This is a genomic window from Colwellia marinimaniae (assembly GCF_002207865.1).
GTDB classification, from domain to species: domain Bacteria; phylum Pseudomonadota; class Gammaproteobacteria; order Enterobacterales; family Alteromonadaceae; genus Colwellia; species Colwellia marinimaniae.
This window is the reverse complement of sequence record NZ_BDQM01000037.1, coordinates 1-24,528: the sequence shown is the minus strand read 5'-3', so window position 1 is coordinate 24,528 and position 24,528 is coordinate 1. Positions and strand designations below refer to the sequence as shown.

The window sequence follows — 24,528 nt, the reverse complement described above, 5'->3', positions numbered from 1 at the left end:
GCCTAAATTACTAATATTATTCATAATATTAGTAATTTTAGTAATTAGCCATTAAATTCTTTCAATTTTCTCGTTAAAGTATTTCTTCCCCAGCCCAGTTTTTTTGCTGCATCTTGTTTATGGCCTTGGGTGAATATTAATGCTCGTTCAAGCATTATTTTTTCAAATTCAATTTGAGCATAATCGAGAATTGCATTTTTCCCCTGGGCTAATTCTTGGTCCATCCAGTCGCTGAGCGCATCCTGCCACGCATTTACTTCATGTTTTAAAGGGGTAGAAATTTTGGTTAATTCACTCGGCAAATCTTCAATCAGTATTTCTTGACCGCTTGCCATTACCGTTAAAAACCGACACATATTTTCTAATTGCCTAACATTGCCCGGCCAATGACAGTTATTGAGAAAGGCACTGGCTTTTTTACTTAATGTTTTAACCTCTACACTCAACTCATTAGCCGCTTGCGTTAAAAAATGTTGGCTTAGTTGGGGAATATCTTCTTTACGTTCTCTAAGGCTAGGTAAGTGAATTCGAATAACATTGAGACGATGAAATAGGTCTTCCCTAAATTCACCTTTCTTTACTCGTTCTTCAAGGTTTTGATGAGTGGCAGCAATTATTCGAACATCAACCTGAACAGGTGAATGCCCTCCTACCCGATAGACTTGTCCATCAGAGAGTACCCGTAAAAGGCGAGTTTGAATTTCTAGCGGCATATCGCCAATTTCATCTAAAAATAGTGTTCCGCCATGGGCTTGTTCAAATCGACCTTGTCGAACAGCATTTGCACCGGTGAAAGCGCCTTTCTCATGACCGAATAATTCAGATTCAATGAGATCTTTTGGAATAGCGGCCATATTCAATGGAATGAAAGGGGCATTTACTCGAGGACTGTGGGAGTGTAGTGCTTGAGCAACTAATTCTTTACCTGTGCCGGACTCACCATTAATTAATACACTAATACTTGAGCGAGATAAACGGCCAATGGCACGAAATACTTCTTGCATAGCGGGCGCTTCACCAATTAACCCCGCCGCTAACGGGACATTTTTTTGCTGCTGCTTTTTTGCATTTTGCTCTCTAGCATGAGTACACGCACGTTTAGTAAGGTTGATAGCTTCATCTATATCAAATGGCTTAGGTAAATATTCAAAGGCACCACCTTGATAGGCATTAACGGCACTGTCTAAATCAGAATGTGCCGTCATAATGATCACAGGAATATGATTATGCTGTTTGTTTATTTTTTTTAATAACTCCATGCCATCCATATTCGGCATACGAATATCAGAAATAATCACCTCTGGTTGGCCATGGTCTAAGGCAATTAATAAATTTTCAGCGCTTTCAAAGGCGGCACAACTCATATTAACTTTGGCAAAGGCTTTTTCTAACACCCACCTAATGGAACTATCGTCGTCAACTATCCACACTTGTTCTGTGATCATAATTCATTCTCTTGTGATAAAGGTGTTTGATTTAAAGGCTGTTGTTTCAATGGTAGTAGAATGGTAAATTCAGTATGACCAGGGCGGCTATGGCACGATAGCTTACCTTGGTGCTGATTGATCAGGGTTTGCGCAATGGACAAACCTAATCCTGTGCCATTCGAACGTCCAGACACCATAGGGTAGAATAAAGTATCTTGAATTTTACTCGGAATGCCAGGGCCATTATCAATAATACTAATTTGCACCGCTAACTTAACACGTTTGCCATGAATGGTCTTATTGCTGGCGATACGTGTTTTTATGGTAATGTCATGTATTTCATCAATCGCTTGAATAGCATTATTAACAATATTAAGTACTGCTTGTTGCAGTTTTTCTTGATCACATTCAACCTGGGGAAGTGAGGGATCATAGTCACGCAATAAATGAAATTTTTGTCCATTTGAATAACTTACCAGCTGACATACTTTTTCGAGTATACCGTGAATATTATGTGCTTTTATTTGCGGTAATTGATTTGGACCAAGTAAACGATCAACTAAATTTGTCAGTCTATCAGCTTGCTCGATTATCATGCTGGTGTATTCTTGTTGCTCCTCACTCACTTCTTTACTTAATAATTGTGCTGCACCACGTAAACCCGCAAGTGGATTTTTAATTTCGTGGGCTAGGCCTTTTATTAGGTCACGGGCGGCAAGCCATTGTTGATGCTGAAAAACCTCTAGGCTTATCTGTTTTTGTTGGTCTATTTGTTTAAATTCAAGTAATACATGAGGGGTTTGTGCAAACTCGACCGAAGAAGCGGTAACTTCTGCGGTAAAGCGATGGCTTTCATTGAGTTCAATTACTATATCGCTGTCAGTAAACTCTTGACCGGTGGCAATGAGTTGTTTTAAACGCGTGCTATTAATGCTGGTCTTGGCAAAAATGCTTTCAGCTGCGGTATTATATAAACGATAAAGGCTCTTGTTTAGTAGTGCCTCGGCAGCAGGGTTTGCATATACGATGGCAAGTTCTGCATTGAGAATAATGACGGCAGTCACCAATTGATTAGCGAGAGATTGCTGATAGGATAACTTCTGCTCTTGTATATAACTTCGACTGTGCATAAAAAACCTCAGGGAGATACATCATCTTGCACTATTTTGGTGCGTTAAATGCAATTTTACTAAAGAAATGTTTTATATGCAGTATCATTTTTTTGAACTAACAAGAGTTAATTTTGTTAGATCTCTTGCTAGCTCTTTGATAGCGTGGGCTGATAGTTAAATGGTTAACTTAGTTAGTTGAAGCTCTATGCATATAAAACGTTACTGATGCTGATGATGCAATAACCTTGCCTTCTTCATCAAGTAATAACATTTTTATTTTATGTTCACCCCTATCAATATTTCTTAGAGAAAACATAGAGTGATTTTGTGGACTTTGATGAGGCTTGCCGTCAAGGAGTAATTGTACTTCTAGCCCAGATTTAAATCTTGGCTTGATACCCCCGCCAATATATATAGAGCCAGTATTATCACGTATTGTGGCATTGTTTTTAGGTGTATTGATAACTATTTCGTATTCTTCGATGGTCACTTGCGGCGAGATATCGAGTACTTTAGTCTCAATCGAAGTGCTTGATTGAATGATATTACCCGGCTTAGTTATTACTTCTACAGCGCCTGCTCGGGGAGAGTCCGAAAAAACTAATACACCTTGTTCATTACGCCAGACATAAATTTTGGCGGTACTTGGGTGCACAGGAGCTGCTAATGTAATTCCCAATAGTGAAAATAGCAATAACTTGATCATAGTTCGTTAAATTGTTCCTGTGCTTGGGTGCTCAACATCCGCATCGTTCCATAATGTACGCTAATATAAGTATATAGCTATAATTTATACAAAAAAATGTTTTTATTGTTTTATCTGTCAATAAGTACATTTTAAGGTGCATTATGGCAAGCTTGTTACTTTTATGCTCCGATGTTGCTATTTAACCCATAAAAAAACTCACCTAAGTGAGCTTTTTATAATGAGCGCAAGCGCTACCAAGATAGTGTTAGGCGAAATTAAACGCTGTAGTACATATCAAATTCAACCGGGTGAGTAGTCGCATTCAATAGTTCAATTTCTTTACGCTTAAGGCCAATGTAAGCATTAATCATATCGATATCCATAACGTCACCTACGGTTAAGAAGTCGTTGTCCGCTTCTAAGGCATCAAGGGCTTCTTCAAATGATGAACAAACTTGTGGAATTTCTGCCGCTTCTTCTGGAGGTAAGTCGTATAAATCTTTATCCATGGCTTCGCCAGGATGGATTTTATTTTTAATACCGTCAAGGCCAGCCATTAACATTGCTGTGAAGCCTAAGTAAGGGTTCATCGTTGGATCAGGGAAGCGAACTTCGATACGCATTGCTTTTGGTGTAGGTACCATAGGAATACGGATTGAAGCAGAACGGTTTCTTGCTGAGTATGCCAGCATAACAGGTGCTTCAAAACCAGGGACAAGACGCTTGTATGAGTTAGTTGAAGCGTTAGTGAAAGCATTTAATGCTTTAGCATGCTTGATGATACCGCCAATATAGAAAATCGCCATTTCAGACAAGCCGCCGTACTTATCACCAGAGAATAAGTTAACGCCATCTTTGGCAAGTGATTGATGCACATGCATACCACTACCGTTATCACCCACTAATGGCTTAGGCATGAAAGTAGCTGTTTTACCGTAAGCGTGAGCAACGTTATGTACTACATATTTATAGATTTGTACTTCATCTGCTTTTTTAACCAAGGTATTAAAGCGACAAGCAATTTCATTTTGACCACAAGTAGCTACTTCATGATGATGCGCTTCAACCACTAAGCCCATATCTTCCATCACTAAACACATGGCTGAACGTAAATCTTGAGAAGAATCTACTGGAGCTGTGGGGAAATAACCGCCTTTAACACCAGGACGGTGACCCATGTTACCTTCTTCGTATTTGGTACCAGAGTTCCAAGCCGCTTCTTTATCATCAATCTTGTAGAAAGAACCACTCATGTCAGTGTGGAAACGTACATCATCAAAAACGAAGAATTCTGGCTCAGGACCAATTAATACCGTATCAGCAATGCCAGTACTGCGTAAATATTCTTCAGCACGATGGGCTACCGAACGTGGATCACGGCTGTAGCCTTGCAAAGTGCTAGGCTCTAAAATGTCACAACGAATATTTAATGTTACCGCTTCAGTAAATGGGTCTAATACTGCTGTTGATGCATCAGGCATCATAACCATGTCGGACTCATCAATGCCTTTCCAGCCTTCAATTGAAGAACCATCGAACATTTTACCGTCTTCAAAAAAGTCTTCATTTACTTGGTGATGAGGAATTGAAATGTGTTGTTCTTTACCTTTTGAATCAGTAAAACGAAGGTCAATAAATTTGACATCGTGCTCTTTAATTAAGTCGAATACTGCTTGTGACATTTTGTCTCTCCAGTGAGGTTAATTTTATAAATTTTTTAAATAGCCAAGTAAGTTTTAACATGGATGAAGTTATCAAGGTTGGTTACTATCATTATTCATCTATTATTGTTCATTGAATAAGCTAAAATCGTGCCAAGATTAAGTGCATTGATTTATAAGCTTTTTTATTGTTTTAACCTTACATTACGCACCGAAACGGTGCTCGTGTTGCTCTTTTTTGGTGCGCTGATAAGTCATGTAAGAATCTACTATAGAATATATTTAGCTAGTTGCCTCTAAGAATTTATACTTATTTACCTGTTATGTTTAAAATATAAGGCCAAGAACGCCTTTATTGATATTTATAGTCAGGTAAATATATATTTTTGGTATTTATACAGCTGACTTTTATGGCTTTTTATAACGTTAATGCCTTTGATGAATGAGAGCGTTTATGAATAAATTGATAGTCTCTGTGTTAGCTAAAATTTATTTTGTCATCTTTTTATTAACTACGTCGATTAGTGGCCATGCCAATGAAGAGTTAAGTATTTGGCAAAAACCAATCCTAGTTTATCAGCAAGACTTTGATTGGCTCAAACTCACCTCAGACGAGTGACTCAAAGGCGATATAGTTTCAATGTACGGTGAAAAATTAGAGTTCGATAGTGAGGACTTAATATGCAGATTGGTACGATGTAGTTGAGTTAGGTAGTAAGGCAATGGCAAAGTATTGGTATGTTTGATGGCACTATAGCGGAAGGTTATTTTGTACTAAAAGATGGTGAATTATCTTTAGTTAAACATGCTGTTACTACTCACTATATTTAAATAGCCTTTTATCTATAGCCTCTTTGGACAAAAAGGAAAGAGATTTATGGGATGGCTATATAAACGTAGGTATTAATTTACGGCAAGGTAACACTGTTCAAGTCGATTATACTTTTTCTGCTGGCATGCAAAGGCGAAGTTCGAGCAGTCGCTTTAAGGCGAATTACATCGCAGATTATAGTCGTTAGTAAGACCAAAATACGAATAAAAAAAGTTACCGCCGATAGCGAACGTTTCACTTCATCTTATTACTGGTTCTTCAGCCCGAGGATATATTTCAATGTTTCATATAATATACAAATGCTTGATGCAGCCTTTGGTGGTAATAGCCACCATTTAAAAACGGGTTTACAATCGATTTGACCAATGATTTTGAGCTTGATTTAACTTTCTATGCCGATCGTACTGACAAGCCAAAGCCTAATAGCGAAGGGGGTATACCTGAGAAAAATGATTACCGTTTAGTAGTCATTCTTGGCTATGTTTTTTAGTCTTTAAAGCGCTAAACGTCTGACTTACTCATGGCTCAGCACAACATCGGTTAACGCGTTACAACTGCAAAGTAAAATATAGCCTTGTTGCTTTTCTACCGCAGATAAGCCATTGGTTGAATGTTGCTTGACTTGACCGCTTATTAATTTCGCTTTACAACTGCCACAACAACCAGCCCGACATGAATAAGGCAATATTAAACCGGCGGCTTCCCCTTGCTCAAGTAGTGAATCTTCTTTATTACCTTCGCATTTTTTATGCCAACGGTTAAAGGAAATCGATATTTTAGCGGTTTTTTCCACTGGTTTTGTTATTTTATTTTCAGTTATCGTATTTGGCATTATATTTTTTTTCTTAGCAAAATTGACACTTGTATTAGCAGAATTGACCACTGCATTAATAGCAAGGACATTTGTATTAGTTGAACTAACACTTGGCTTCGAATATTCATATTCACCATAACTTTCGTAATGGTAATTGCTAGGCTGTAAACCTAATTTTGCTAATAGCTGTTGAGCAGATTTTCTGAATAATTTCGGTCCACAAACGAAGGTTTGATAATGACTAAGTTGCTCAATATTGTGCAGCATGTGCTCATTTAATCGTCCTTGAAAGCCATACCATTGTGGACTAGCAACTTGAGTAAGGGTGTAAATTATTTTGCAATTACCATGCTGCCTAGCCAAGCTAACAATTTCAGTGTGAGCAATCAAGTCGGTTTCTTTTTGCGCACTATGAATAAAGACCACTTGATTTTTACATTGTTTAGCGACCATATAACGTAGCATGGCAAGCATTGGGGTAATGCCACTGCCAGCACTTAACAGTAATACCTTGGGCGGAACAGACTCGCCAAGATAAAAGTTGCCAGCTACCTCTTGGGTAGAAATAGTCTGACCTACCTTAAAGTGGTCATGGAAATAGTTAGATATCTTTCCTTGTGGGATGCGCTTTATCGTGATGCTAAGGTAATCGACTGTTGTCGGTGAAGAAGACAGGGTATAACAGCAAGGTTGTATTTTTCCGGCCATTTTAAAAGTAAAGTTGAGGTGCTGGCCCGCGTAGTAGCGAAAAGATAACTTATTTGCTGATCTTGGGTAGGAGAAAATAAAAGTTTTTACATCATGGGTTTCTATTTGAATTTTTTGACAAATTAATTGGAATGTTTGCTTTGTCGCGGTTGATAGGGCCATTTTTTAATTTACTCAACTAAGTTTAAGGAGTCTGTTTACAGCTAAAGCTTAGTAATTAAGGTATGATATCGCCAATTATAGCGCTTCTTTATCCTTGATTATTATATCTATGAGCAAAAAAAATCAACATCTTCATATATTAGGCATTTGTGGTACTTTCATGGGAGGTATTGCTGCTATAGCTAAGCAACTCGGTTTTAAAGTCAGTGGCTCTGATGCAAATGTGTATCCACCAATGAGCACTCAGCTAGAGCAACTTGGTATTGAGTTAAACTCTGGTTACCAGGTAGAAAATTTCAGCGATGATATTGATATGGTTATTGTTGGCAATGCCATGTCCCGCGGTAACGCCATGGTGGAATATATGTTAGATCGTAATATCCCTTATATTTCTGGTCCACAATGGTTGCTAGATAATGTACTACAAGACCGCTGGGTAATTGCCGTTGCTGGTACTCATGGTAAAACCACTACCACAAGTATGCTGGCGTGGATTTTAGAATATGCACATTTATCACCTGGCTTTTTAATTGGCGGAGTGCCACAAAATTTTCCTTGCTCAGCTCGCCTAGGTGATGCGCCTTTTTTTGTCATTGAAGCCGATGAATACGATAGTGCTTTTTTTGATAAGCGCTCTAAATTTTTGCATTACCGTCCGCGTACGTTAGTGATCAATAATTTAGAGTTTGATCATGGTGATATTTTTAATGATCTCAGTGATATTCAGAAACAATTTCATCACCTTATCCGTACGATACCCAGTAATGGTTTGATTTTGTCACCCGCCAATGACCCAGCCATTAGTGAAACATTAGCCATGGGGTGTTGGACAGCCACAGAGTTTGCTCAGCACGATACTCACCTTGAAAAGGGTTGGCAAGTTGAAAAGTTAAATGCGCAAGGCAGTGAATTTATCGTTAAATTTGACGGTACTACACAGGGCGTAGTTAAGTGGGATCTCATTGGCGATTTTAATATTGATAACGGTGTCATGGCAATAGCAGCGGCCCGTCATGCGGGTGTACCAAGCTCAGTCGCTATTGAAGCGCTAGCAGAGTTTATTAATACTAAACGTCGTTTTGAGCTACGCGGTACAGTCAATGGCATTAGTGTTTATGATGATTTTGCTCATCATCCTACGGCCATAGCAAAAACATTAGCAGCTGTACGTGCTAAAATAACACAACAAACTCAAGCTGGGCGTATCTTAGCCGTATTAGAGCTTAGATCAAACACCATGAAATCAGGGGTACATAAAGAGGCACTGCCTCAGTCACTTATCGATGCTGATCAGGTGTTTATCTATCAAGGCGAGCCAGTAAAATGGTCATTGGCTGACATGATCAAACAGTGTCAGCCACCTTGCCAAGTCGCAGATAATATCGAAACATTAGTGGAAAATATAGCGCAACAAGCCCAAGCAGGCGATATTATTGTTGTTATGAGTAACGGTAGTTTTGCCGGAATACATGACAAGTTATTAAATCGTTTGGCGACGATAACCGTATAAATAATCAAGCCGTTTAAGTAATGCCATTCCGTACCATACCAACCTGTTTGGTATAATAGTAGTTTAACTAAATTCGTAAAAAGAGAAGCAAGCACAATGACAGTATTAACCATACTTACCGCCCCTAATGATAAGCTATTAAAACCAGCAACACCTGTTGCCGATGTCACTAAAATTCAGGGTTTAATCGATGATTTATTTGAGACCATGTACGATACTGATGATGGTATAGGTCTTGCGGCAACACAAGTTGGTAGTGGTGAGGCCGTGGTGGTTATCGATATTTCGGAAAATCGTGATGAGCCTTTAGTTTTAGTCAACCCAGAGATTGTCAGTGGCGAAGAAAAAGCTAAAGGTGAAGAAGGCTGTTTATCTGTGCCTGGTTATTACGCGGAGGTTGAGCGATTCACCAAGGTTACCGTTACAGCGTTAGATCGTGACGGTAAAAAAATAACCATTACCAGTGATGATTTTCTTGCCATTGCTATGCAACATGAAATTGATCATTTAAAAGGTAAGTTATTTATTGACTATTTATCGCCACTTAAAAAACAAGTGGCGCTAAAAAAAGTTAAAAAAATGATTAAGAACAGCTAACTTTATTGAAAGAGTAAGTGGACAGTTAATGACAAATAAATCAAGTAAGGCCGTTATGGGGCAAAGTGACTTTAATGGCATAATAACATTAGCGATTACCGGTGCATCAGGTGCCGGTTATGCCTTACGTTTAATTGAATGTTTAATCGCGGCTAATTATCAATTATATATACTGTGCTCAAGTGCCGGGCGAATTGTCTTAGATACGGAAGTGGGTGTTAAAATTCCTAGCTCCCCAGACGCGGCTAGTCGATTTCTAACTGAAAAATATCAAGCAAAAGCAGAACAAATAACGGTTTTTGGTAAAGAGCAATGGTTCTCTCCTGTTGCTTCAGGCTCTGCTGCGCCAAAACAAATGGTTGTTTGCCCTTGCTCGACCGGAACCATGGCGGCTATTTGTTATGGTATGAGTGATAACTTGATTGAGCGAGCGGCAGATGTGGTGATCAAAGAACGTGGTCAGTTAATTCTAATGATAAGAGAAACGCCGTTCTCGACCTTGCATTTACAAAATATGCTTAGCCTATCTCAACAAGGGGTCACTATTATGCCGGCCTCGCCAGGCTTCTATCACCAAGCCAAATCAATTGAAGATCTCATTGATTTTATGGTGGCTCGAGTATTAGATCATCTCGGCATAGCTCAAGATATTATGCCGCGTTGGGGTTATAGCTAAACTGAGATAAAAAAAGCGACAGACTTTAATAGCATGTCGCTTTTTTCGAACAATGTATATTACGCAATTATAATGTAAGCGTTAGATTTACTCATCAAAACTAAATTCAATATAAGCTCTTCCTACGTCACTTTTTAGCGGAATAATAATAACAGGCCCCTTGGCTTTGTGATGAATGGTGTGGTTTGGGCCAGAAACAACGATAGGTGTGGCCATATCGAACTCAATGCCTTTTTCACTTAGTAAACGCTTAGCGCCACCGGTAACCATATTGGTAATTTCACCAATTAAATCTGTAATCTCTTCATTGACTTCATCAGGTGCTTCGCCGACCATATTTTTCATTGTGGCTAAAGCTAAACTTGCTTCAAAAGTAATGGATAAAGAGCCTTTTGCTTGCTTGCTAACCATACCAATTAAACCTGAGACATCACCCATGGCGACTTCATTTTTTTTAAGTCGTGGTTTTTCTGGGGTTAATTCCATTTGAGCCATGGTTGACATGACATTAAGCATTGAAGATAAAAATGGATTAATAAACTCTACATTCATGAAGTTTCCGAATCTTAACTGTTTTAAATAAAGTACTTACTTTGATTTTGCATGCTTATTTTACAAATGTAAATCAAATAGCGTAATAGTTTTATAATTTATGCAGTTAATTGCTAGGCGGTCTAACTAGTGATCCCTTTGCGCAACGATTATCGCTTCTTTACTTCTCTAATCGAAAGTTAAGCTGCCAAAAAATGCGACACCTTTAAGATCTTTACCTTGAAAATTAACTGTTCTAACTTGCTTAGGATAAGTATCGATGAGTATTGCATTTTTTACCACTATTTGAGGTAAAAAACTTTGCTGTTTACTTTCTTGGTAGGCGATAATTTTTCCGGCACTTATTTCAAATCCCAGCCAATTTAAAGGTATTTTTATTTTGTTTTTTTTCTAGCGAAAATTTCTGCTCAAAATACTGTTGAATATATAAGTCGTAATATTTATGTGCTGCTGAAAAATGAATCTGTTTAAGCTCAGCAATGGTATTTTCAATGTCATGACTGGTAAATTGATGGACTATTTCCAGGTGTTTAGTCTTGGGGGTGGCGGTTAAATCACTTAGTCCAAAAAATAGGTATGACTAGTGGCAGTTGCCACAAGTCCAGAGTATTAAGCTTATACCATTTTCATTAACTTTGTGATCTTGTTGTGCTTAGGGATAATATTGCAGGACAAGGCGCTCGATTGACCAATAGCTGGCGTATGTGGGATTGAGAGCAACATAGTCTTGGGCTATTTTAACCCCACAAGTGGGCAAGAACTTAGTGGAATTGGTATTAGAGCAATTAAAAGCTTGCTCAGTGCCTTAAGCATTATAGGCCTTCTTCTTCCCAAGCTGGTTCGGCAAGAAATTGTAAAAAGTATTTAAGTCCTCATCCACCCAGGTCCACTGACGTTCATCTGAATTGACAATCATTGGAACGTAGTTGTGACCTACCTCATGAATAATAATGCTAATTAAGCGGTATCTAGTGCGACGAGAATAGGTTTTTATCTAAAGTAGGAAGGGCCATTGACGGTTATCATCGGATATTCCATATCACCGACTGGGCCGTTTACTGATAAAACGATATTCGCGATAAGAAGTAGATTAATTAAGATCAGTGTAAAGAGTAGGTGGGATTAGACTTAAGTACAGTTTTTACAACTACCGTGAGCTTCAACAATTTGATGACTGACGGTAAAACCGTTTGCATCAGCCATAGTACGCAAAGCTAAATCAAAATTATTAGATTGTATTTCTTCGACATGGCCACATTGGTCGCAAATTAATAGTTGCACTGGGTGATTACATTCCCCGAAGTGATGACACATTATAAAGGCATTAATCGACTCTATTTTATGGACAAAGCCCTGCTTAGATAAAAAATCTAAAGCACGATAAATGGTGGCGGGCTTGGCAGCAGCATCTATTTCCTTTAGTTCTGCTAATAAATCGTAGGCGCCAACAGCCCCATGATGATTGGCTAGCAATAAAAATACTTGTTCTCTAACTTTAGTAAAACGAGCGCCTTTTTTTTGGCAAACGAGTTGTGCTTGTTGTAATAAAGATTCTGCCGTCATGGTGATATTTAGATATATATTGTATAAGAGCTGATTGTTTTTCCAGTGTAGCATAGCTCTTTATCAGGGCGTAAATATTTTTATTTTAGGCCGAACAGATTGCTAGCATGGCTTGTTAGCGGGAGGTTTATTATGTCGTTATAAATTATTCGCCATTTAAATAGCCTTCCATTACAATGAGGTTTATTCGCCAAAAAGACAGCGCTGTCTTTTTGGCGGTATTTGATGATTTATTTGCTAGGAAATTACCATGACCCGTTATCTCGCGCTCGATGCTTTTAGAGGCATTACCATAGCTTTAATGATTTTAGTCAATACGCCGGGAACCTGGTCGCATGTTTATGCGCCCTTATTACATGCCGAGTGGCATGGCGCTACACCAACTGACTTAGTCTTCCCGTTTTTCTTGTTTATCATTGGTTCAGCCATGTTTTTCTCCTTTAAAAAGAGTAACTTCGCTGCCAGTACTGAGCAATTTAAACGAATTATTAAACGTGGCTTTATTATGTTTTTCATTGGCTTTATGTTAAACGTTATTCCCTTTACCGCTAATATTGAAGATTGGCGAATTATGGGTGTTTTACAACGCATAGGGTTAGCCTACGCTGTGGCCGCTTGTTTAGTACTTATACTAAAGCGCAGCGGCATATTTATCGTGTCAGCGGTGATGTTATTGGCTTACTGGGCATTACTCTTGAGTGTCGGTGAGGGCGCTTTAACCCTTGAAGGTAATATTATTCGTCAGTTTGATTTAGCCGTACTAGGTGCTAATCATATGTATACCATGCGCGGTGTTGCTTTTGAGCCAGAAGGCTTATTAAGTACTATTCCTGCGATAGTGAATATGTTGCTTGGTTTTGAATTAACACGTTATTTAACCAGTATTAAAGATAAAAAAAGCAGTGTTATTAAATTAATCCTGATTGGCGGCTTAGCGATAGGTTTCGCGGTGTTATGGAGCTTAATTCTCCCCATTAATAAGTCTTTATGGACACCTTCTTATGTTATTTATTCCACTGGCTTCGCTTGTCTATTACTGGCCGCCTTTATCTGGTTAATTGATATCATGAAGCAGGTGAAACTTGCCCAGCCGCTATTGGTTTATGGTACTAATCCCTTGTTTGTTTATGTATTGTCATTTTTAGTAGTGACAGTTTACTTAAATATTAATATAGCTGACGTCTCACTGTATGCCTGGTTATATCAGCAGCTTAGTGCACTATTCACGCCGAAATTAGCATCATTTATTTTTGCTTTTTCACATGTGGTATTTTTCTGGTATGTGTCATTAAAACTCTATCAACGCAAAATATTTATCAAGATTTAGTAATAAAGTTCCCGCGCTTAATTTCATCAATTATCATTGGAGTTAAGCGTTAAAAGGCTATCAAAAAACCTTATTTTTGCTATGCTTAGCTAATGATATCACACCATCAATCATGGCCTGAGTAAAGTGAAAATAAGGAGTTATTTAACGAGTGAATAAAGCTAAGCTTAGCCAAGATGAAAACTTGTCTTTCAAAGTTAGTCATCAATTATTGCCGCAAGAATATCAGCGTATTGACCTCTACTTCTCACTGCCAGTTGAAATGGGCATAAATCCGAGTACGCTCAATGAAGAAGAATTCTTTTACTCAAATATTAAAAACCAGAGTGCTTACTACGCGGATAAATTACACCTGCCTTTAGTGAGAAGTCGTTTTATTAGTCAAAATAAAGGTGAACAAAGCGATTATCGACTAAACCTTAATTTATATTGTTACCAGGTTAGCAAAGCACTGGATGCAGATATCAAACAAACACTCAAGTTGAAAACCGCAGAAGAATTTTATCCGGCGGCCATTGAATTGGCGGAGCAAACCCAGTTATTGACCAAAAAGTTAAGGCGTTATACCCCCTCAGATAATAAACTCATATCCTTTTTTGAAAATGCTGACAATTATTTAAGTTGGCATATAGAACAATCATTTTTAAAGCTGCTGACTTTGGGACCGAAAAGCTCAGAATTCACCCTTGAGCGAGAGTCGTTGTTAAGCTTATGTAAAGCTGAAAGTAGCTATCGTGTTGACAATAAGTACAACTCCCAAGTCACCCTTGATGACGCTAACCGTATAACCAATAAGATGCGGTTATTACAACGATTGATAGAATATGGCGTAGTCTTTCAACGGCAAACCCGTTATTTAAATGTTAACTTAAAGCGTTTAGTGCGTGGTGTCATCACGGCAGTTATCATGGCTTTTGTCATGGTACTGGTGTTAAATGCTCGTTCTAATTTTACTGAAGTTACGGTGGCTTTAGTGGCTTTTCTCGGGCTAATTTATGGTTTACGAGAAACATTTAAAGAAGATTTAACCAGTTTGATTTGGCGAAAAATCCAAAAAGGCCGGCCCAAGTGGCAAAATATGTTTACCCACAGTGTCACTAAAAAGCGAATATTGAGTCAAATTCTCTGGCTAGAATACATAAGTAGTAAAGATTTACCTAAATCGGTTAACGCCTTATTTCAGCAGCGTAGACAGCAAAACAAACAAGCAGCACAGCTATTACATTTTCGCTGTGACAATAAAGTGATGGCGAAAGAGTTTTTACCGGGTTATGGCGAGATCCAACTACAGACTTTTTTTAATTTAACGCCTTTTGTGCGTTTCTTAAAAAAAGGCGCTGGACGTTTATATACCCTAGATGGGCAAAAGATTTCTAGCCAAGGGGTAGAGCGGCGTTATCAAATAAATCTAATTTTACGGCATTTATCCCAAGGTGAAGAATCACTACAGCGTTTTAAAATCACTTTAAATCGCTCAGAAATTGTCAATATTGAGCTCATTGAATAAAGAAATATTACCCTAGGTACAGCTATTTATAGTCTGCTACTGCATGCAAATGAGCCTAAGTTAGTTATTGCTTGCATTTATTGCTTGTTTTCCCTACTATACGCCTCCTTAATTCAGCCTGAACTTTTGTTCCTTGCCTCAACTGGTGTTGGCTGAGCCAGACTATGAGGCTACAACCGTAAGGAGCTCGTAATGCGTCATTACGAAATCATATTTATGGTTCACCCTGATCAGAGTGAACAAGTGCCTGGTATGATCCAGCGCTACACAGACTTGATCAATGCTGCTGAAGGCAAAATCCATCGTCTAGAAGACTGGGGCCGTCGTCAATTAGCATACCCAATCAATAAATTACACAAAGCACACTATGTTCTTATGAACATTGAAGTGCCACAGTCAGTTATTGATGAACTAGAAACAGCTTTCCGTTATAACGAGATTGTTATTCGTAACATGATCATGCGTACTAAAGACGCGGTAACTGTAGCATCGCCAATGGCTGCTGCTAAAGATGACCGTCGTGATGACCGTCGTGATGTTAAGAAAGAAGTTACTACTGCGCCTGTTGAAGCTAAAACTGAAAACTCTGCACCAGAGAAAACAGAAGAAGCTGCTAGCGAATAAGTAATCTGTGATGCTCTCGCAAGATTCTTTGCAAGGTTCCATACAAGAGAATTGCCTGGTGTTGAGTGGTACGGTGGTGAAAGCCCCGAAACAGTCAACCAGCCCAGCCGGTATTGTTCATAGTCAGTTTTCTATAGACCATAAGTCTATACAAAATGAAGCTGGTTTGAATCGACAAGCATTTGTCAGAATACAAGTTGTTGCTACAGGTGAATTATCACACTTAATACGTGAATTAGTTGCTGGACAAAATGTAAAAGTGAGTGGTTTTATTAACCGTCACGAATCTAGAAATGGTAACCCACTTTTAGTGTTACATGCTCAGCAAATACAAATGATTAATTTAGACTGATTTTCTTATACTCTTTTTAAAGAGTAGATTAAGAGAATTAAGTCAGGAGAATATTATGTCTCGTTTTTTTAGACGTCGTAAGTTTTGCCGCTTCACAGCGGAAGGCGCAACCTCTATCGATTATAAAGATGTTGCAACCTTAAAAAATTATATCACTGAAAGTGGTAAAATTGTTCCTAGCCGTATCACTGGTACTGCTGCTAAATATCAGCGTCAATTAACTCGTGCGATTAAACGCGCTCGTTACTTGTCTTTGTTACCATACACTGACTTACACAAGTAAGCTTAAAGGGGTTTATTATGGAAGTAATTCTTCTAGACAAAATCGCCAAATTAGGCGGCCTTGGTGACAAGGTATCTGTTAAATCAGGTTATGCACGTAACTACTTATTACCACAAGGTAAAGCAGTATTTGCATCAGCAGCTAACGTTGAGCACTTTGAAGCTCGTCGTGCTGACATCGAAGCTAAGTTAGCTGACGTTTTAGCCGCAGCGACAGCTCGTGCAGCTAAAATTGTTGAGTTAGCTGAAGTTACTATCGCATCAAAATCTGGTGACGAAGGTAAATTATTCGGTTCTATTGGTACTCGTGATATCGCTGATGCGATCACTGAAGCTGGCGTTGAAGTTACTAAAGCTGAAGTACGTTTACCATTAGGTGCTATCCGCGAAACAGGTGAATTCGAAATCGTTATTCACTTACACACTGATGTTGATACTAGCATCAAAGTTGTAGTTATCGCTGAAGCATAATTTGTAGGAGCGACTTTAGTCGCGCGAAACAGGCATTAGCTTAGTTTCAACTGCAAAAATAAAAACACCGCACCCTCCTTGAGGTTGCGGTGTTTTTTTATGGCTATTTTTAACTCACTAGTGCGGTAAATAAATGCTAGTAGCGAAGATAGTGTTTACTTTGGCAAATATGAACTGCTCTACCTATAGAGAGCGAATTGCCCAGGGAAAATCAACAAGAGCAAGGCGCTTGAATCAGGAGTAAGAGCTGAGTAATAGTTCGCTATTATTCTTGTTATACTAAGTGAAAATAACGAAGCTATTCTGAGTTTTAACCAGTAATTTTACCAAGCAGACCCAGCTTGGATATAGAACACCGTATCCTCAGGCCCTTGAGCGATATCTATGCCCATATTAAAGCCATAACGACGGGCAACAAGGTATCTAAAGCCTGCGCCTTTACTGACTCTACTAGGGCTTGCTGAAAAATCTGAAAATTTATTGGTTGCTTTACCTATGCCGGCAAAGGCATTAACTTCCCAACGGAAATTTATTTTATAGATTAACTCTAGTTCAGACATAGCCACAGATTGCCCTTGATAGCGAGCCATAGGGATACCGCGCATACTAATGCTTGGCGTGGCATAGGGTGGTAGGAAACCATCGCTATTGGCGTAATTTGCTTCTACCCTAAACGCCGTACGCCACTGCTTAGATAGCTTGAAGTAATGCAAGGCGGTAAGCTCAGTTAAATGATAATCGACATCTGAGCCTAGAGCTTTATCAAACCAGAGGTAATTAAGTTCATACTTCAAGCCATCGGTTGGCGAAAAGAAATTATCTCTTGAGTCATACTCTAGGGTAAAACCTGCACCTGAGGTGGTGATGTTTCTTGTTAGTACGTTAGTTAATGCTTCTTGGTACTCGGGCGGAAAGTTACCAACTAAGTCGTTGATATTACTTGGTGAAATTTGAGCATCAATATAACGATGAGTAGGGCCTAAATAAAAGTTGCTATCCGCAAGTTTAAATTTTACTGTTTGCATAATAACGCTGGCTTGAGTTTTTATTTCCAAGGGTTTATTAAGGATAATGTCACCAAAACCGTAAAAATCAATGTTCATATCACCGTAGCCACCGGCGCCCATATAGCGAATTCTCCCCTGGTTAAAAAAGCCAAGGTGACCACCACCAATCAAATACGAATCGTTACCGGTATAGGCAGCAAACGCTACGGAGACGCTGGGTGGTAGTAAACTCTTAGCCGCTTTATCATTGCTTTCATCTTGCATGGTTTTTAACCGCGCTGCTTGCTCTTCTTCAGATTCATGAAAAAACAAGCCCATCATCCCTAAGCCACCTTCTACAGCTGGATCGGTAATAATAATCGGTACAGGTAAAAAACCATAAGCATTTTCTGACAGGTAACGTGAAGCATCGAACTGGCCATCTAACTGATCGGTAAATATTCCGGAGGATGCCAGCACATTGGTCGATAAAAGGGACATCAAAATAGATGCGGCGATTTTTTTAAATAGGGTCATGCTTTACTCTTTGAAAATACTTGCTGAAAACGTAGCCAAGATGTTGAAATGTGTATTCGAATTGTAACAATTTTCCATTAGAAGCACATGATTAGCAAGGATGATTATAACGTCAGTTGTATATTTTATCTGTTAACCATTGATGTGCGGCACTATTTACCGTGCGCTGATGTTGCAGTGGGAACAGCTCTACCCTATTACTCTGCGTTTGTGCAAACGGATAAATACTGACTAGCTCCTCTTGGTAAGGCGAGGTATTGGCAAAAAAGCTGGGTGCGATAAATTTTTGCTTGCTAGCTAGCCTATAAAGGTAATGTTATAAGTTAGCTAATGGTTTAAAATTGTCGTTAATTACGCCTTTATACCTTTACCCACTAAAGTCTCTTATGAAAAACCTAGTACTAATGAAATTACTGCCTTTATGTCTGTGGTCATTTAGCTTGCTAAGTGATGCCAATGATAAAGCAGGCAACACGAATGAAAAAGACATCGCGGTTGCAGCAAATAAAGTCAGTAAACCGTCAGAAACAAAGGGAAAGTCCGCTTATTTTGATCGCCTATCGACTCAAAAGAAGGCTGAATTTGATCCCTATATTATGACCCCCCATAAAATGACTTATCTTTTACCGCTAAGTGTTTCAAATAATATGAATAGGCAAGCTTACGATGGTATAGGGCAGTGGGGTGAAGACATTCAAAGTATTGAAGCTAAATTTCAATTTAGCTTAAAGATCCCTTTAACGCGAACCGCCATTTTTACCGAAGGTGATAGCCTAGAGTTTGGCTTTACCTTGCAATCTTGGTGGCAACTTTATAACCAAGAATTATCACGCCCATTTAGAGAAACCAATTATCAACCTGAGCTGTTTTATACCGCACCGTTAACTTGGCAACCGCTTGGCGGCCAAACTAATATGGTGGTGGGTTTTGAGCATCAATCTAATGGTCGTACACAAATGTTATCGCGTAGTTGGAACCGTTTGTACTATATCTTTACCTTTGCTAAAGATAATTATGCGCTGTCTTTGCGTCCATGGTGGAAAATCCCTGAAGGCAATAAAGAGACAACACCTACAGAATCAGGTAATGATAATATCGATATTACTGATTATATGGGGCACTTTGATCTAACTGTCCTGTATAAATGGGACAGCTTGGAGTTTTCTTTTGTTGGCCGCCGAAATTTTAAAGCACAAAAGGGTGGTTTTGAGGCAGGAATGACCTTCCCACTTTCAGGTAAGTTGAAAGGCTATTTACAATTTACTAATGGCTATGGTGAAAGCTTAATTGACTATAATCATGCACAGAAAACGTTTGGTATTGGTATCGCCTTAACCGAAATATTATAAACTGGGCTAGCTCAATAGGTAGGATTGAGCTGAAACTCGCCTGTTGAAGGTTCATGGGTATAGACTATTAAATAAAGGCTGTTACTGATTTGAGTAACAGCCTTTTCTTTGCGCTAAGGTTGCTTATCTAAGTTGCTCAGCTAAGACGTTAAAGTCGGTAACTGAGGGGAAGTCTTTAATGATACTTGCTGCTTTTTTACTGTCGGGATTAGCAACGGCTAACAAATGTTTAATGCCATATTGCTGAGCAGATTTAAGTATTTCTACACTATCATCAATAAATAGCGTTTTATCACAATCAAAGCCATGTTTGTCTTGCAGACGTTGCCACAGTAATTGTGACTCTTTGCTGACGCCAAATTCATGGGTAGAGTATAGGGCATCAAAATATTGGTCTAACTGGGTACGTTCAATTTTTAAGGATAATGCTTCAGGGTGAGCATTGGTCACCAAAACAACGTCTCTGCCACTGGCTCTCAGTGCTAATAAAAAATCTCTGGCATCACTGCGTAAATGAATTAAGTGTTGAATTTCGCGTTTGAGTTCTTTAATCGGCATTTGGGTTTGTTCAGACCAGTAATCTAGGCAATACCATTCAATAGTACCGACAACCGCTAAGTAATCAGCTTTTAGCTTAGCTTTTGCTGCCTCTATCGATATCGACATTTTTTCACTGTAACGTAAAGGTAGGTGTTCTAGCCAAAAATGATTATCAAAGTGTAAATCTAAAATGGTGCCATCCATATCAATTAACACGGTAGAAATTTGTGACCAATTAATGTTTGCCATATTGGCCATTCCTCAAAATAAATATCAGTGCAATAAATATTAGCATTTTGCTATTCCAAAAGTATTGTTTATCGTGTCATTATAGTGATATCTAATGAACAAAAATAACTAAAGTAGCTAGCTTTATGGCTGATAAAAATCAATTACCTACCATTACTCATCGCCAACAAGTGGCTAAAAGTAACTTATTCGCTATTGAGCAAATAGATCTCACTTTTAGTAATGGTGAAAAAAGGCAATATGAGCGTATGATTGGCTCTGGTCGTGGCGCTGTCATGATCGTACCTATGCTTGATGATGAGACCTTATTACTGGTTCGTGAATACTGTGCCGGCACCCACAGTTATTTATTAGGCTTCCCGAAAGGCCTTATTGATCAAGGTGAGCTGCCTCAGCAGGCTGCCAATAGAGAACTACAAGAAGAAATTGGTTACGGCAGTGAGCAATTATATCAGGTTAGTGAATTAATGATGGCACCGGCATTTTTTAACGCAAAAATGACCATTTTTTTAGCTAAGCAACTTTATAGTGCCGAGCTTGAAGGTGATGAGCCAGAACCATTAGAAGTGGTATCTTGGCCGATTAAAGACTATAAAGAACTGTTACAACAACCTGATTTTACCGAAGCACGCAGTATTGCAGCATTAATGTTAGTACGAGATTTTCTTGAAAATTAACTTTCAATGAATTGATAGTTATCAGGTACTAAAGCAACGATGAACGGGGTATAACGATGAGCCAAGATAAATTATTAAATATTGCTTTAGAGAGTGCAAAAAAAGCCGGCGTAGAAGTAATGAAATATTATCGTCAAGGCAACTATACCGAAGAAACAAAAGCTGACGAAAGCCCAGTTACCAGTGCTGATATTGCTGCCAATGATATTTTAATGGACCAGCTTAAGACACTGACCCCTGATATTCCTATTATTTCAGAAGAAGTAGGAGCCGTGCCATTTAGCGAACGGAAAAATTGGTCACGATATTGGTTACTCGACCCGATAGATGGTACCGGTGAATTTATTATTGGTAGTGGCGACTTTGCTGTCAATATTGCGCTGGTGGAAAATGGCTGGCCAACAATGGGTGTTATTCACGCCCCGGATCACTGCCTGACTTATTATGGCCAAAAAAACCTTGGTGCTTTTAAAGACAATTGCCAAGCAAGTCATGCCATTAAAGTGGCTGACTATGAAGAAAATCGCCGTATTAAAGTTGCGATTAGTCGTCGTCAACAGCTAGAGCCTATAAAGCAATATTTAAATGATGACTATGATTTTGATTATATTGCTTTAGGCAGTTGTTCATTAAAAAATTGCCTTATCGCGGAAGGTGGGGCTGACTGCTATATACGTATTGGTGTTACGGGTGAGTGGGACACTGGCGCAAGCCAATGTATTCTAGAGCAAGCGGGTGGTGATATTTTAGATAGTGAGTTTAATCCGCTTAGTTACAATAAGCGAGAAAGCTTACTTAACCCAGATTTTATTAGTTTAGGCGCCAGAGACTTTACCTGGAAAAAAATTATTAAAGCGCATAGAAAAGTATATGAATAACAAGCAGCTAATCAAACTAAGGCTAATTCTAATTTATACTAAGTGATGCAGCGCTAAAATACAGTTAAAATGAAGTAGTTCGTTTTGCCTAAGATTTATGCTAAATTAGCGTTCTTAGTCGAAGTCAGCTGAGTGCTAACTTCCGATACTATCATCATAGAGGCCATTTTGTTTTAGCTATGTTATCAAACGTATTAAAAACACATACATCTCGCCATCAAGCAGGGCGCCGTCCTTGCTTCTTTAAAAGTATCGATCAGATCTAAATCTTTGGTAGATAGCCACTGCTGTCAGCCAAAATATCACAGTGTTATTTTTCCTGACCATTTTGCTATCTGCTATTTTTTCAGCTATTAATTTTACCTGTATCAATACCTTTACCCGTAAGGTTAATAGCTGGAGTTATCAACCTTGAATATTCAATTAATCTTATTTAATTAATACTACTTAATTAAAACTACTCCATAAGTAAGAGGACAAACCATGGCAGCGCAAGTAACCGCACTTTTTAATGAGATTTGGCAACAGTATCTTAGTGTGACACCGTCAGCAAAAAGCATTCACCAATTATTAGGTAAAGGTAAGGATGTCATCAATGATCATGTTGCTTATCGTACTTTTAATCACCCTAAAATTAACTTACAGCAATTAGCGAAAGGCCTACTGAAACTCGGTTATACCGAATGTGGTCAATATGATTTCTCAGCAAAAAAATTAACAGCAAAACATTTTGAACATCCTGACAGTACTATGCCTAAGGTCTTTATTAGTGAGCTACGCGTAGAAGAATTCTCTAGTGAAGTACAAGAGATTATCACTGGCTTAATCGATCAATTACCCGAAGATGTTAGTGACCGTGCTGACTTTCTTTATTCAGGTCGTCTTTGGGAAATTAGCTCAAAAGACTATGCAACCTTGTTAGATGTTAGTGAGTATGCCGCGTGGTTAGCCGCTTGGGGTTATCGTGCCAATCACTTTACTGTCAGCATAAACCACCTAGCTAACTACCAAGATATTGAAACAGTAAACGCTACCCTTAAAGACGCTGGTTATGCACTTAATACTAATGGTGGTGAAATTAAGGGTGATAAAGAAGTGATGCTAGAGCAATCATCGACTCTTGCTGATAAGGCGCCAGTGAAGTTTACCGATAAAACTATGGAAATTCCAAGTTGTTTCTATGAATTTGCTAAACGTTATCCAATGGCTAATGGTGAGTTGTATACAGGTTTTGTTGCCGCCTCGGCAGATAAAATTTTTGATAGCACCAATGCTAAAGGCTAGTTAAAACTGGACCTGCGGAGTTATTAACAACAGCCGTAAGAATCAAAACTTAAAAGCCAGTGCTTAGTCACTGGCTTTTTGCTAATTATTTGTAATTTATCTCTTTCAATAAAAATAGTGTCACGCCATTGCCGATTTTTACTATTGTTAAGCCAAGCAGGATTAGTAATTAACACCAGATGAATAGTGTTATTCTCTTAGTAGCGTTCGATGCGTTTTGATCACGGTAACACTAATATCTAATTCATCAGCAATTTCGGTAATGATATCTTTGATGATGCCGTCATCGAGTTGCTCTGCTCTTTCAATAGCATAGGGTGCCAGCATTATGCTCACCGTAGCCAATAATTAATTTAGTTTTATTGTCAGCAAAGCCAGCGTTGAGCTGAAGGCGGAAAAAGCACAACCAGCTTAACTATTCTAAATATCATCATCATAAAGTCGATACTTCCTCTAAGCTAATTAATGCTTTACTCAGTATAGATGAGCGAGTTAAATACTGGTTAACTTGAACGTAAATTAGCCTTCTTCTTCCATCCCTGCTGTGAATTGCTCACTGGGCAATATATTGACACTTTCATGAAGCTCTGAATAAACTAACACCGCATTACCTTGTGCAAGCTGCTTTTTTACTTGCTCAATCTTTGCTTGCTGGCTAACATCTTCAGCACCATATTCAGTTCCTTCACGTAAAATGAAGTCTTCAATAATAGCAACTAAGGTTTCGTTTGATAGTTGTTCTAAGGGGATAATCATAAAGGGCTCTTCAGGCTTTTTAATAATGAAGTGCTATTGTAGCGCTGAATTTTCACTATTGCTCGATACTAATTTATTAAAGAGGTTGCCTTTACGTTCTTCTTCATTTTTATTAGTGATCTTAGTGATGCTTTAACACTTGGTAACAGCACGGCATTTTGTTCTTGTTCGCTCGTTTTAGTGGTGGTGGCAGCAAACTTGGTATGTTCAATAGGTGAGCGTATAACACTATGCTTTAATTAACGTATCGTTGCAGTGGCAAGTAAAATTGGACACTGTTTCACTAGATTAATTTATTAAAGAGTATGCCTTTACGTTCTTCTTCATTTTTCTTAGTGATGCTTTAACACTTGGTAACAGCACGGCATTTTGTTCTTGTTCGCTCGTTTTAGTGGTGGTGGCAGCAA

28 protein-coding genes and 1 pseudogene are annotated in these 24,528 nt (G+C 38.6%); 15 read left to right on the top strand and 14 right to left on the bottom strand.

Annotation, left to right across the window (positions count from 1 at the left end; translation table 11 throughout):
* Positions 1 to 44: 44 nt before the first annotated feature.
* The 4 genes from glnG to glnA form a co-directional block, all read right to left on the bottom strand.
* A complete protein-coding gene (glnG, locus tag MTCD1_RS15815) occupies positions 45 to 1,445 on the bottom strand; it encodes a nitrogen regulation protein NR(I) (RefSeq protein WP_057179432.1) in 1,401 nt (466 codons plus the stop codon).
* Positions 1,442 to 2,557: a nitrogen regulation protein NR(II) gene (gene glnL / locus MTCD1_RS15810; protein ID WP_057179433.1), complete on the bottom strand. Its 1,116-nt coding sequence runs from the start codon at positions 2,555 to 2,557 to the stop codon at positions 1,442 to 1,444. The genes glnG and glnL overlap by 4 nt, the downstream gene beginning before the upstream one ends.
* 169 nt (positions 2,558 to 2,726) lie before the next feature.
* Positions 2,727 to 3,194: a DUF4124 domain-containing protein gene (locus MTCD1_RS15805; RefSeq protein WP_231732945.1), complete on the bottom strand. Its 468-nt coding sequence runs from the start codon at positions 3,192 to 3,194 to the stop codon at positions 2,727 to 2,729.
* A gap of 308 nt (positions 3,195 to 3,502) precedes the next feature.
* On the bottom strand, positions 3,503 to 4,909 hold the full coding sequence (glnA, locus tag MTCD1_RS15800; RefSeq protein ID WP_057179435.1) for a glutamate--ammonia ligase: 1,407 nt from the start codon (positions 4,907 to 4,909) through the stop codon (positions 3,503 to 3,505).
* Positions 4,910 to 5,342: 433 nt separating this feature from the next.
* Between glnA and MTCD1_RS21280 the strand changes: the two genes are divergently transcribed.
* Together MTCD1_RS21280 and MTCD1_RS20800 are read left to right on the top strand one after the other, a co-directional pair.
* Positions 5,343 to 5,507 carry a hypothetical protein gene (locus tag MTCD1_RS21280; protein ID WP_157447781.1) on the top strand — a complete coding sequence of 55 codons (165 nt, stop codon included), beginning with the start codon at positions 5,343 to 5,345 and terminating at the stop codon, positions 5,505 to 5,507.
* A gap of 571 nt (positions 5,508 to 6,078) precedes the next feature.
* Positions 6,079 to 6,210, top strand: coding sequence for a hypothetical protein (locus MTCD1_RS20800; RefSeq protein WP_159459914.1), 132 nt, complete (start codon positions 6,079 to 6,081; stop codon positions 6,208 to 6,210).
* Positions 6,211 to 6,234: 24 nt separating this feature from the next.
* Here MTCD1_RS20800 and MTCD1_RS15795 read toward each other — a convergent pair whose 3' ends face one another.
* Entirely contained in the window at positions 6,235 to 7,404 is a 1,170-nt protein-coding gene (locus MTCD1_RS15795; RefSeq protein ID WP_057179436.1) for an FAD-binding oxidoreductase, read from the bottom strand.
* A 109-nt stretch (positions 7,405 to 7,513) separates the two neighbouring features.
* Here MTCD1_RS15795 and mpl point away from each other — a divergent pair, with 109 nt between their 5' ends.
* The 3 genes from mpl (at position 7,514) to MTCD1_RS15780 (ending at position 10,187) form a co-directional block, all read left to right on the top strand.
* Positions 7,514 to 8,914: a UDP-N-acetylmuramate:L-alanyl-gamma-D-glutamyl-meso-diaminopimelate ligase gene (gene mpl / locus MTCD1_RS15790; protein WP_082606392.1), complete on the top strand. Its 1,401-nt coding sequence runs from the start codon at positions 7,514 to 7,516 to the stop codon at positions 8,912 to 8,914.
* Between the two features lie 96 nt (positions 8,915 to 9,010).
* Positions 9,011 to 9,511 carry a peptide deformylase gene (gene def, locus MTCD1_RS15785; protein WP_057179438.1) on the top strand — a complete coding sequence of 167 codons (501 nt, stop codon included), beginning with the start codon at positions 9,011 to 9,013 and terminating at the stop codon, positions 9,509 to 9,511.
* A 28-nt stretch (positions 9,512 to 9,539) separates the two neighbouring features.
* Positions 9,540 to 10,187 (top strand): flavin prenyltransferase UbiX, encoded by a 648-nt coding sequence (locus MTCD1_RS15780; protein WP_082606393.1) that lies wholly within the window; start codon positions 9,540 to 9,542, stop codon positions 10,185 to 10,187.
* An 87-nt stretch (positions 10,188 to 10,274) separates the two neighbouring features.
* On the opposite strand, the gene MTCD1_RS15775 is transcribed toward MTCD1_RS15780, so the two are convergent.
* The 5 genes and pseudogenes from MTCD1_RS15775 to MTCD1_RS15760 form a co-directional block, all read right to left on the bottom strand.
* Positions 10,275 to 10,739 carry a chemotaxis protein CheX gene (locus tag MTCD1_RS15775; RefSeq protein ID WP_057179439.1) on the bottom strand — a complete coding sequence of 155 codons (465 nt, stop codon included), beginning with the start codon at positions 10,737 to 10,739 and terminating at the stop codon, positions 10,275 to 10,277.
* A 168-nt stretch (positions 10,740 to 10,907) separates the two neighbouring features.
* Entirely contained in the window at positions 10,908 to 11,117 is a 210-nt protein-coding gene (locus tag MTCD1_RS22600; protein WP_307188512.1) for a DUF6702 family protein, read from the bottom strand.
* Complete coding sequence (locus MTCD1_RS22595; protein WP_307188511.1) at positions 11,086 to 11,259, bottom strand: DUF6702 family protein; 174 nt, start codon at positions 11,257 to 11,259, stop codon at positions 11,086 to 11,088. Before MTCD1_RS22595 ends, MTCD1_RS22600 begins: the two co-directional genes overlap by 32 nt.
* A 336-nt stretch (positions 11,260 to 11,595) precedes the next feature.
* A pseudogene (locus MTCD1_RS21840) lies at positions 11,596 to 11,801 on the bottom strand (hypothetical protein); the annotation flags it as partial.
* A 66-nt stretch (positions 11,802 to 11,867) separates the two neighbouring features.
* On the bottom strand, positions 11,868 to 12,302 hold the full coding sequence (locus tag MTCD1_RS15760; RefSeq protein ID WP_057179440.1) for a transcriptional repressor: 435 nt from the start codon (positions 12,300 to 12,302) through the stop codon (positions 11,868 to 11,870).
* A 250-nt stretch (positions 12,303 to 12,552) separates the two neighbouring features.
* On the opposite strand from MTCD1_RS15760, the gene MTCD1_RS15755 reads away from it, so the two are divergent.
* The 6 genes from MTCD1_RS15755 to rplI all read left to right on the top strand — a co-directional run bounded on the left by MTCD1_RS15755 (position 12,553) and on the right by rplI (position 16,865).
* Positions 12,553 to 13,629: an acyltransferase family protein gene (locus MTCD1_RS15755; RefSeq protein WP_057179441.1), complete on the top strand. Its 1,077-nt coding sequence runs from the start codon at positions 12,553 to 12,555 to the stop codon at positions 13,627 to 13,629.
* 151 nt (positions 13,630 to 13,780) lie between these two features.
* Entirely contained in the window at positions 13,781 to 15,136 is a 1,356-nt protein-coding gene (locus MTCD1_RS15750) for a hypothetical protein (RefSeq protein ID WP_057179442.1), read from the top strand.
* 192 nt (positions 15,137 to 15,328) lie between these two features.
* Positions 15,329 to 15,760 carry a 30S ribosomal protein S6 gene (gene rpsF, locus MTCD1_RS15745; protein ID WP_088568971.1) on the top strand — a complete coding sequence of 144 codons (432 nt, stop codon included), beginning with the start codon at positions 15,329 to 15,331 and terminating at the stop codon, positions 15,758 to 15,760.
* A 10-nt stretch (positions 15,761 to 15,770) separates the two neighbouring features.
* The gene (gene priB / locus MTCD1_RS15740; RefSeq protein WP_057179444.1) at positions 15,771 to 16,112 is read left to right on the top strand and encodes a primosomal replication protein N; all 342 of its coding nucleotides are present in this window, start codon (positions 15,771 to 15,773) and stop codon (positions 16,110 to 16,112) included.
* Positions 16,113 to 16,167: 55 nt separating this feature from the next.
* Positions 16,168 to 16,395 carry a 30S ribosomal protein S18 gene (gene rpsR, locus MTCD1_RS15735; protein ID WP_019029522.1) on the top strand — a complete coding sequence of 76 codons (228 nt, stop codon included), beginning with the start codon at positions 16,168 to 16,170 and terminating at the stop codon, positions 16,393 to 16,395.
* Between the two features lie 17 nt (positions 16,396 to 16,412).
* Positions 16,413 to 16,865, top strand: coding sequence for a 50S ribosomal protein L9 (gene rplI, locus MTCD1_RS15730; protein ID WP_057179445.1), 453 nt, complete (start codon positions 16,413 to 16,415; stop codon positions 16,863 to 16,865).
* Between the two features lie 323 nt (positions 16,866 to 17,188).
* Here the strand turns inward: rplI and MTCD1_RS15725 are convergent, their stop codons facing one another.
* Complete coding sequence (locus tag MTCD1_RS15725; RefSeq protein ID WP_057179446.1) at positions 17,189 to 18,388, bottom strand: BamA/TamA family outer membrane protein; 1,200 nt, start codon at positions 18,386 to 18,388, stop codon at positions 17,189 to 17,191.
* 386 nt (positions 18,389 to 18,774) lie between these two features.
* Between MTCD1_RS15725 and MTCD1_RS15720 the strand changes: the two genes are divergently transcribed.
* The gene (locus MTCD1_RS15720; protein WP_057179447.1) at positions 18,775 to 19,737 is read left to right on the top strand and encodes a phospholipase A; all 963 of its coding nucleotides are present in this window, start codon (positions 18,775 to 18,777) and stop codon (positions 19,735 to 19,737) included.
* Positions 19,738 to 19,860: 123 nt separating this feature from the next.
* On the opposite strand, the gene yrfG is transcribed toward MTCD1_RS15720, so the two are convergent.
* Positions 19,861 to 20,526, bottom strand: a complete 666-nt coding sequence (gene yrfG, locus MTCD1_RS15715; protein ID WP_057179448.1) for a GMP/IMP nucleotidase — start codon at positions 20,524 to 20,526, stop codon at positions 19,861 to 19,863.
* 125 nt (positions 20,527 to 20,651) lie between these two features.
* Between yrfG and nudE the strand changes: the two genes are divergently transcribed.
* The 3 genes from nudE (at position 20,652) to MTCD1_RS15700 (ending at position 23,365) form a co-directional block, all read left to right on the top strand.
* Positions 20,652 to 21,203: an ADP compounds hydrolase NudE gene (gene nudE, locus MTCD1_RS15710; RefSeq protein WP_057179449.1), complete on the top strand. Its 552-nt coding sequence runs from the start codon at positions 20,652 to 20,654 to the stop codon at positions 21,201 to 21,203.
* 56 nt (positions 21,204 to 21,259) lie between these two features.
* The gene (cysQ, locus tag MTCD1_RS15705) at positions 21,260 to 22,081 is read left to right on the top strand and encodes a 3'(2'),5'-bisphosphate nucleotidase CysQ (protein ID WP_057179450.1); all 822 of its coding nucleotides are present in this window, start codon (positions 21,260 to 21,262) and stop codon (positions 22,079 to 22,081) included.
* A 483-nt stretch (positions 22,082 to 22,564) separates the two neighbouring features.
* Positions 22,565 to 23,365, top strand: a complete 801-nt coding sequence (locus MTCD1_RS15700; RefSeq protein ID WP_057179451.1) for a DUF1338 domain-containing protein — start codon at positions 22,565 to 22,567, stop codon at positions 23,363 to 23,365.
* Positions 23,366 to 23,554: 189 nt separating this feature from the next.
* Here MTCD1_RS15700 and MTCD1_RS21275 read toward each other — a convergent pair whose 3' ends face one another.
* Together MTCD1_RS21275 and MTCD1_RS15695 are read right to left on the bottom strand one after the other, a co-directional pair.
* Entirely contained in the window at positions 23,555 to 23,692 is a 138-nt protein-coding gene (locus MTCD1_RS21275; protein WP_157447782.1) for a hypothetical protein, read from the bottom strand.
* A 192-nt stretch (positions 23,693 to 23,884) separates the two neighbouring features.
* Positions 23,885 to 24,121 (bottom strand): YheU family protein, encoded by a 237-nt coding sequence (locus MTCD1_RS15695; protein ID WP_057179452.1) that lies wholly within the window; start codon positions 24,119 to 24,121, stop codon positions 23,885 to 23,887.
* Positions 24,122 to 24,528: the final 407 nt, after the last annotated feature.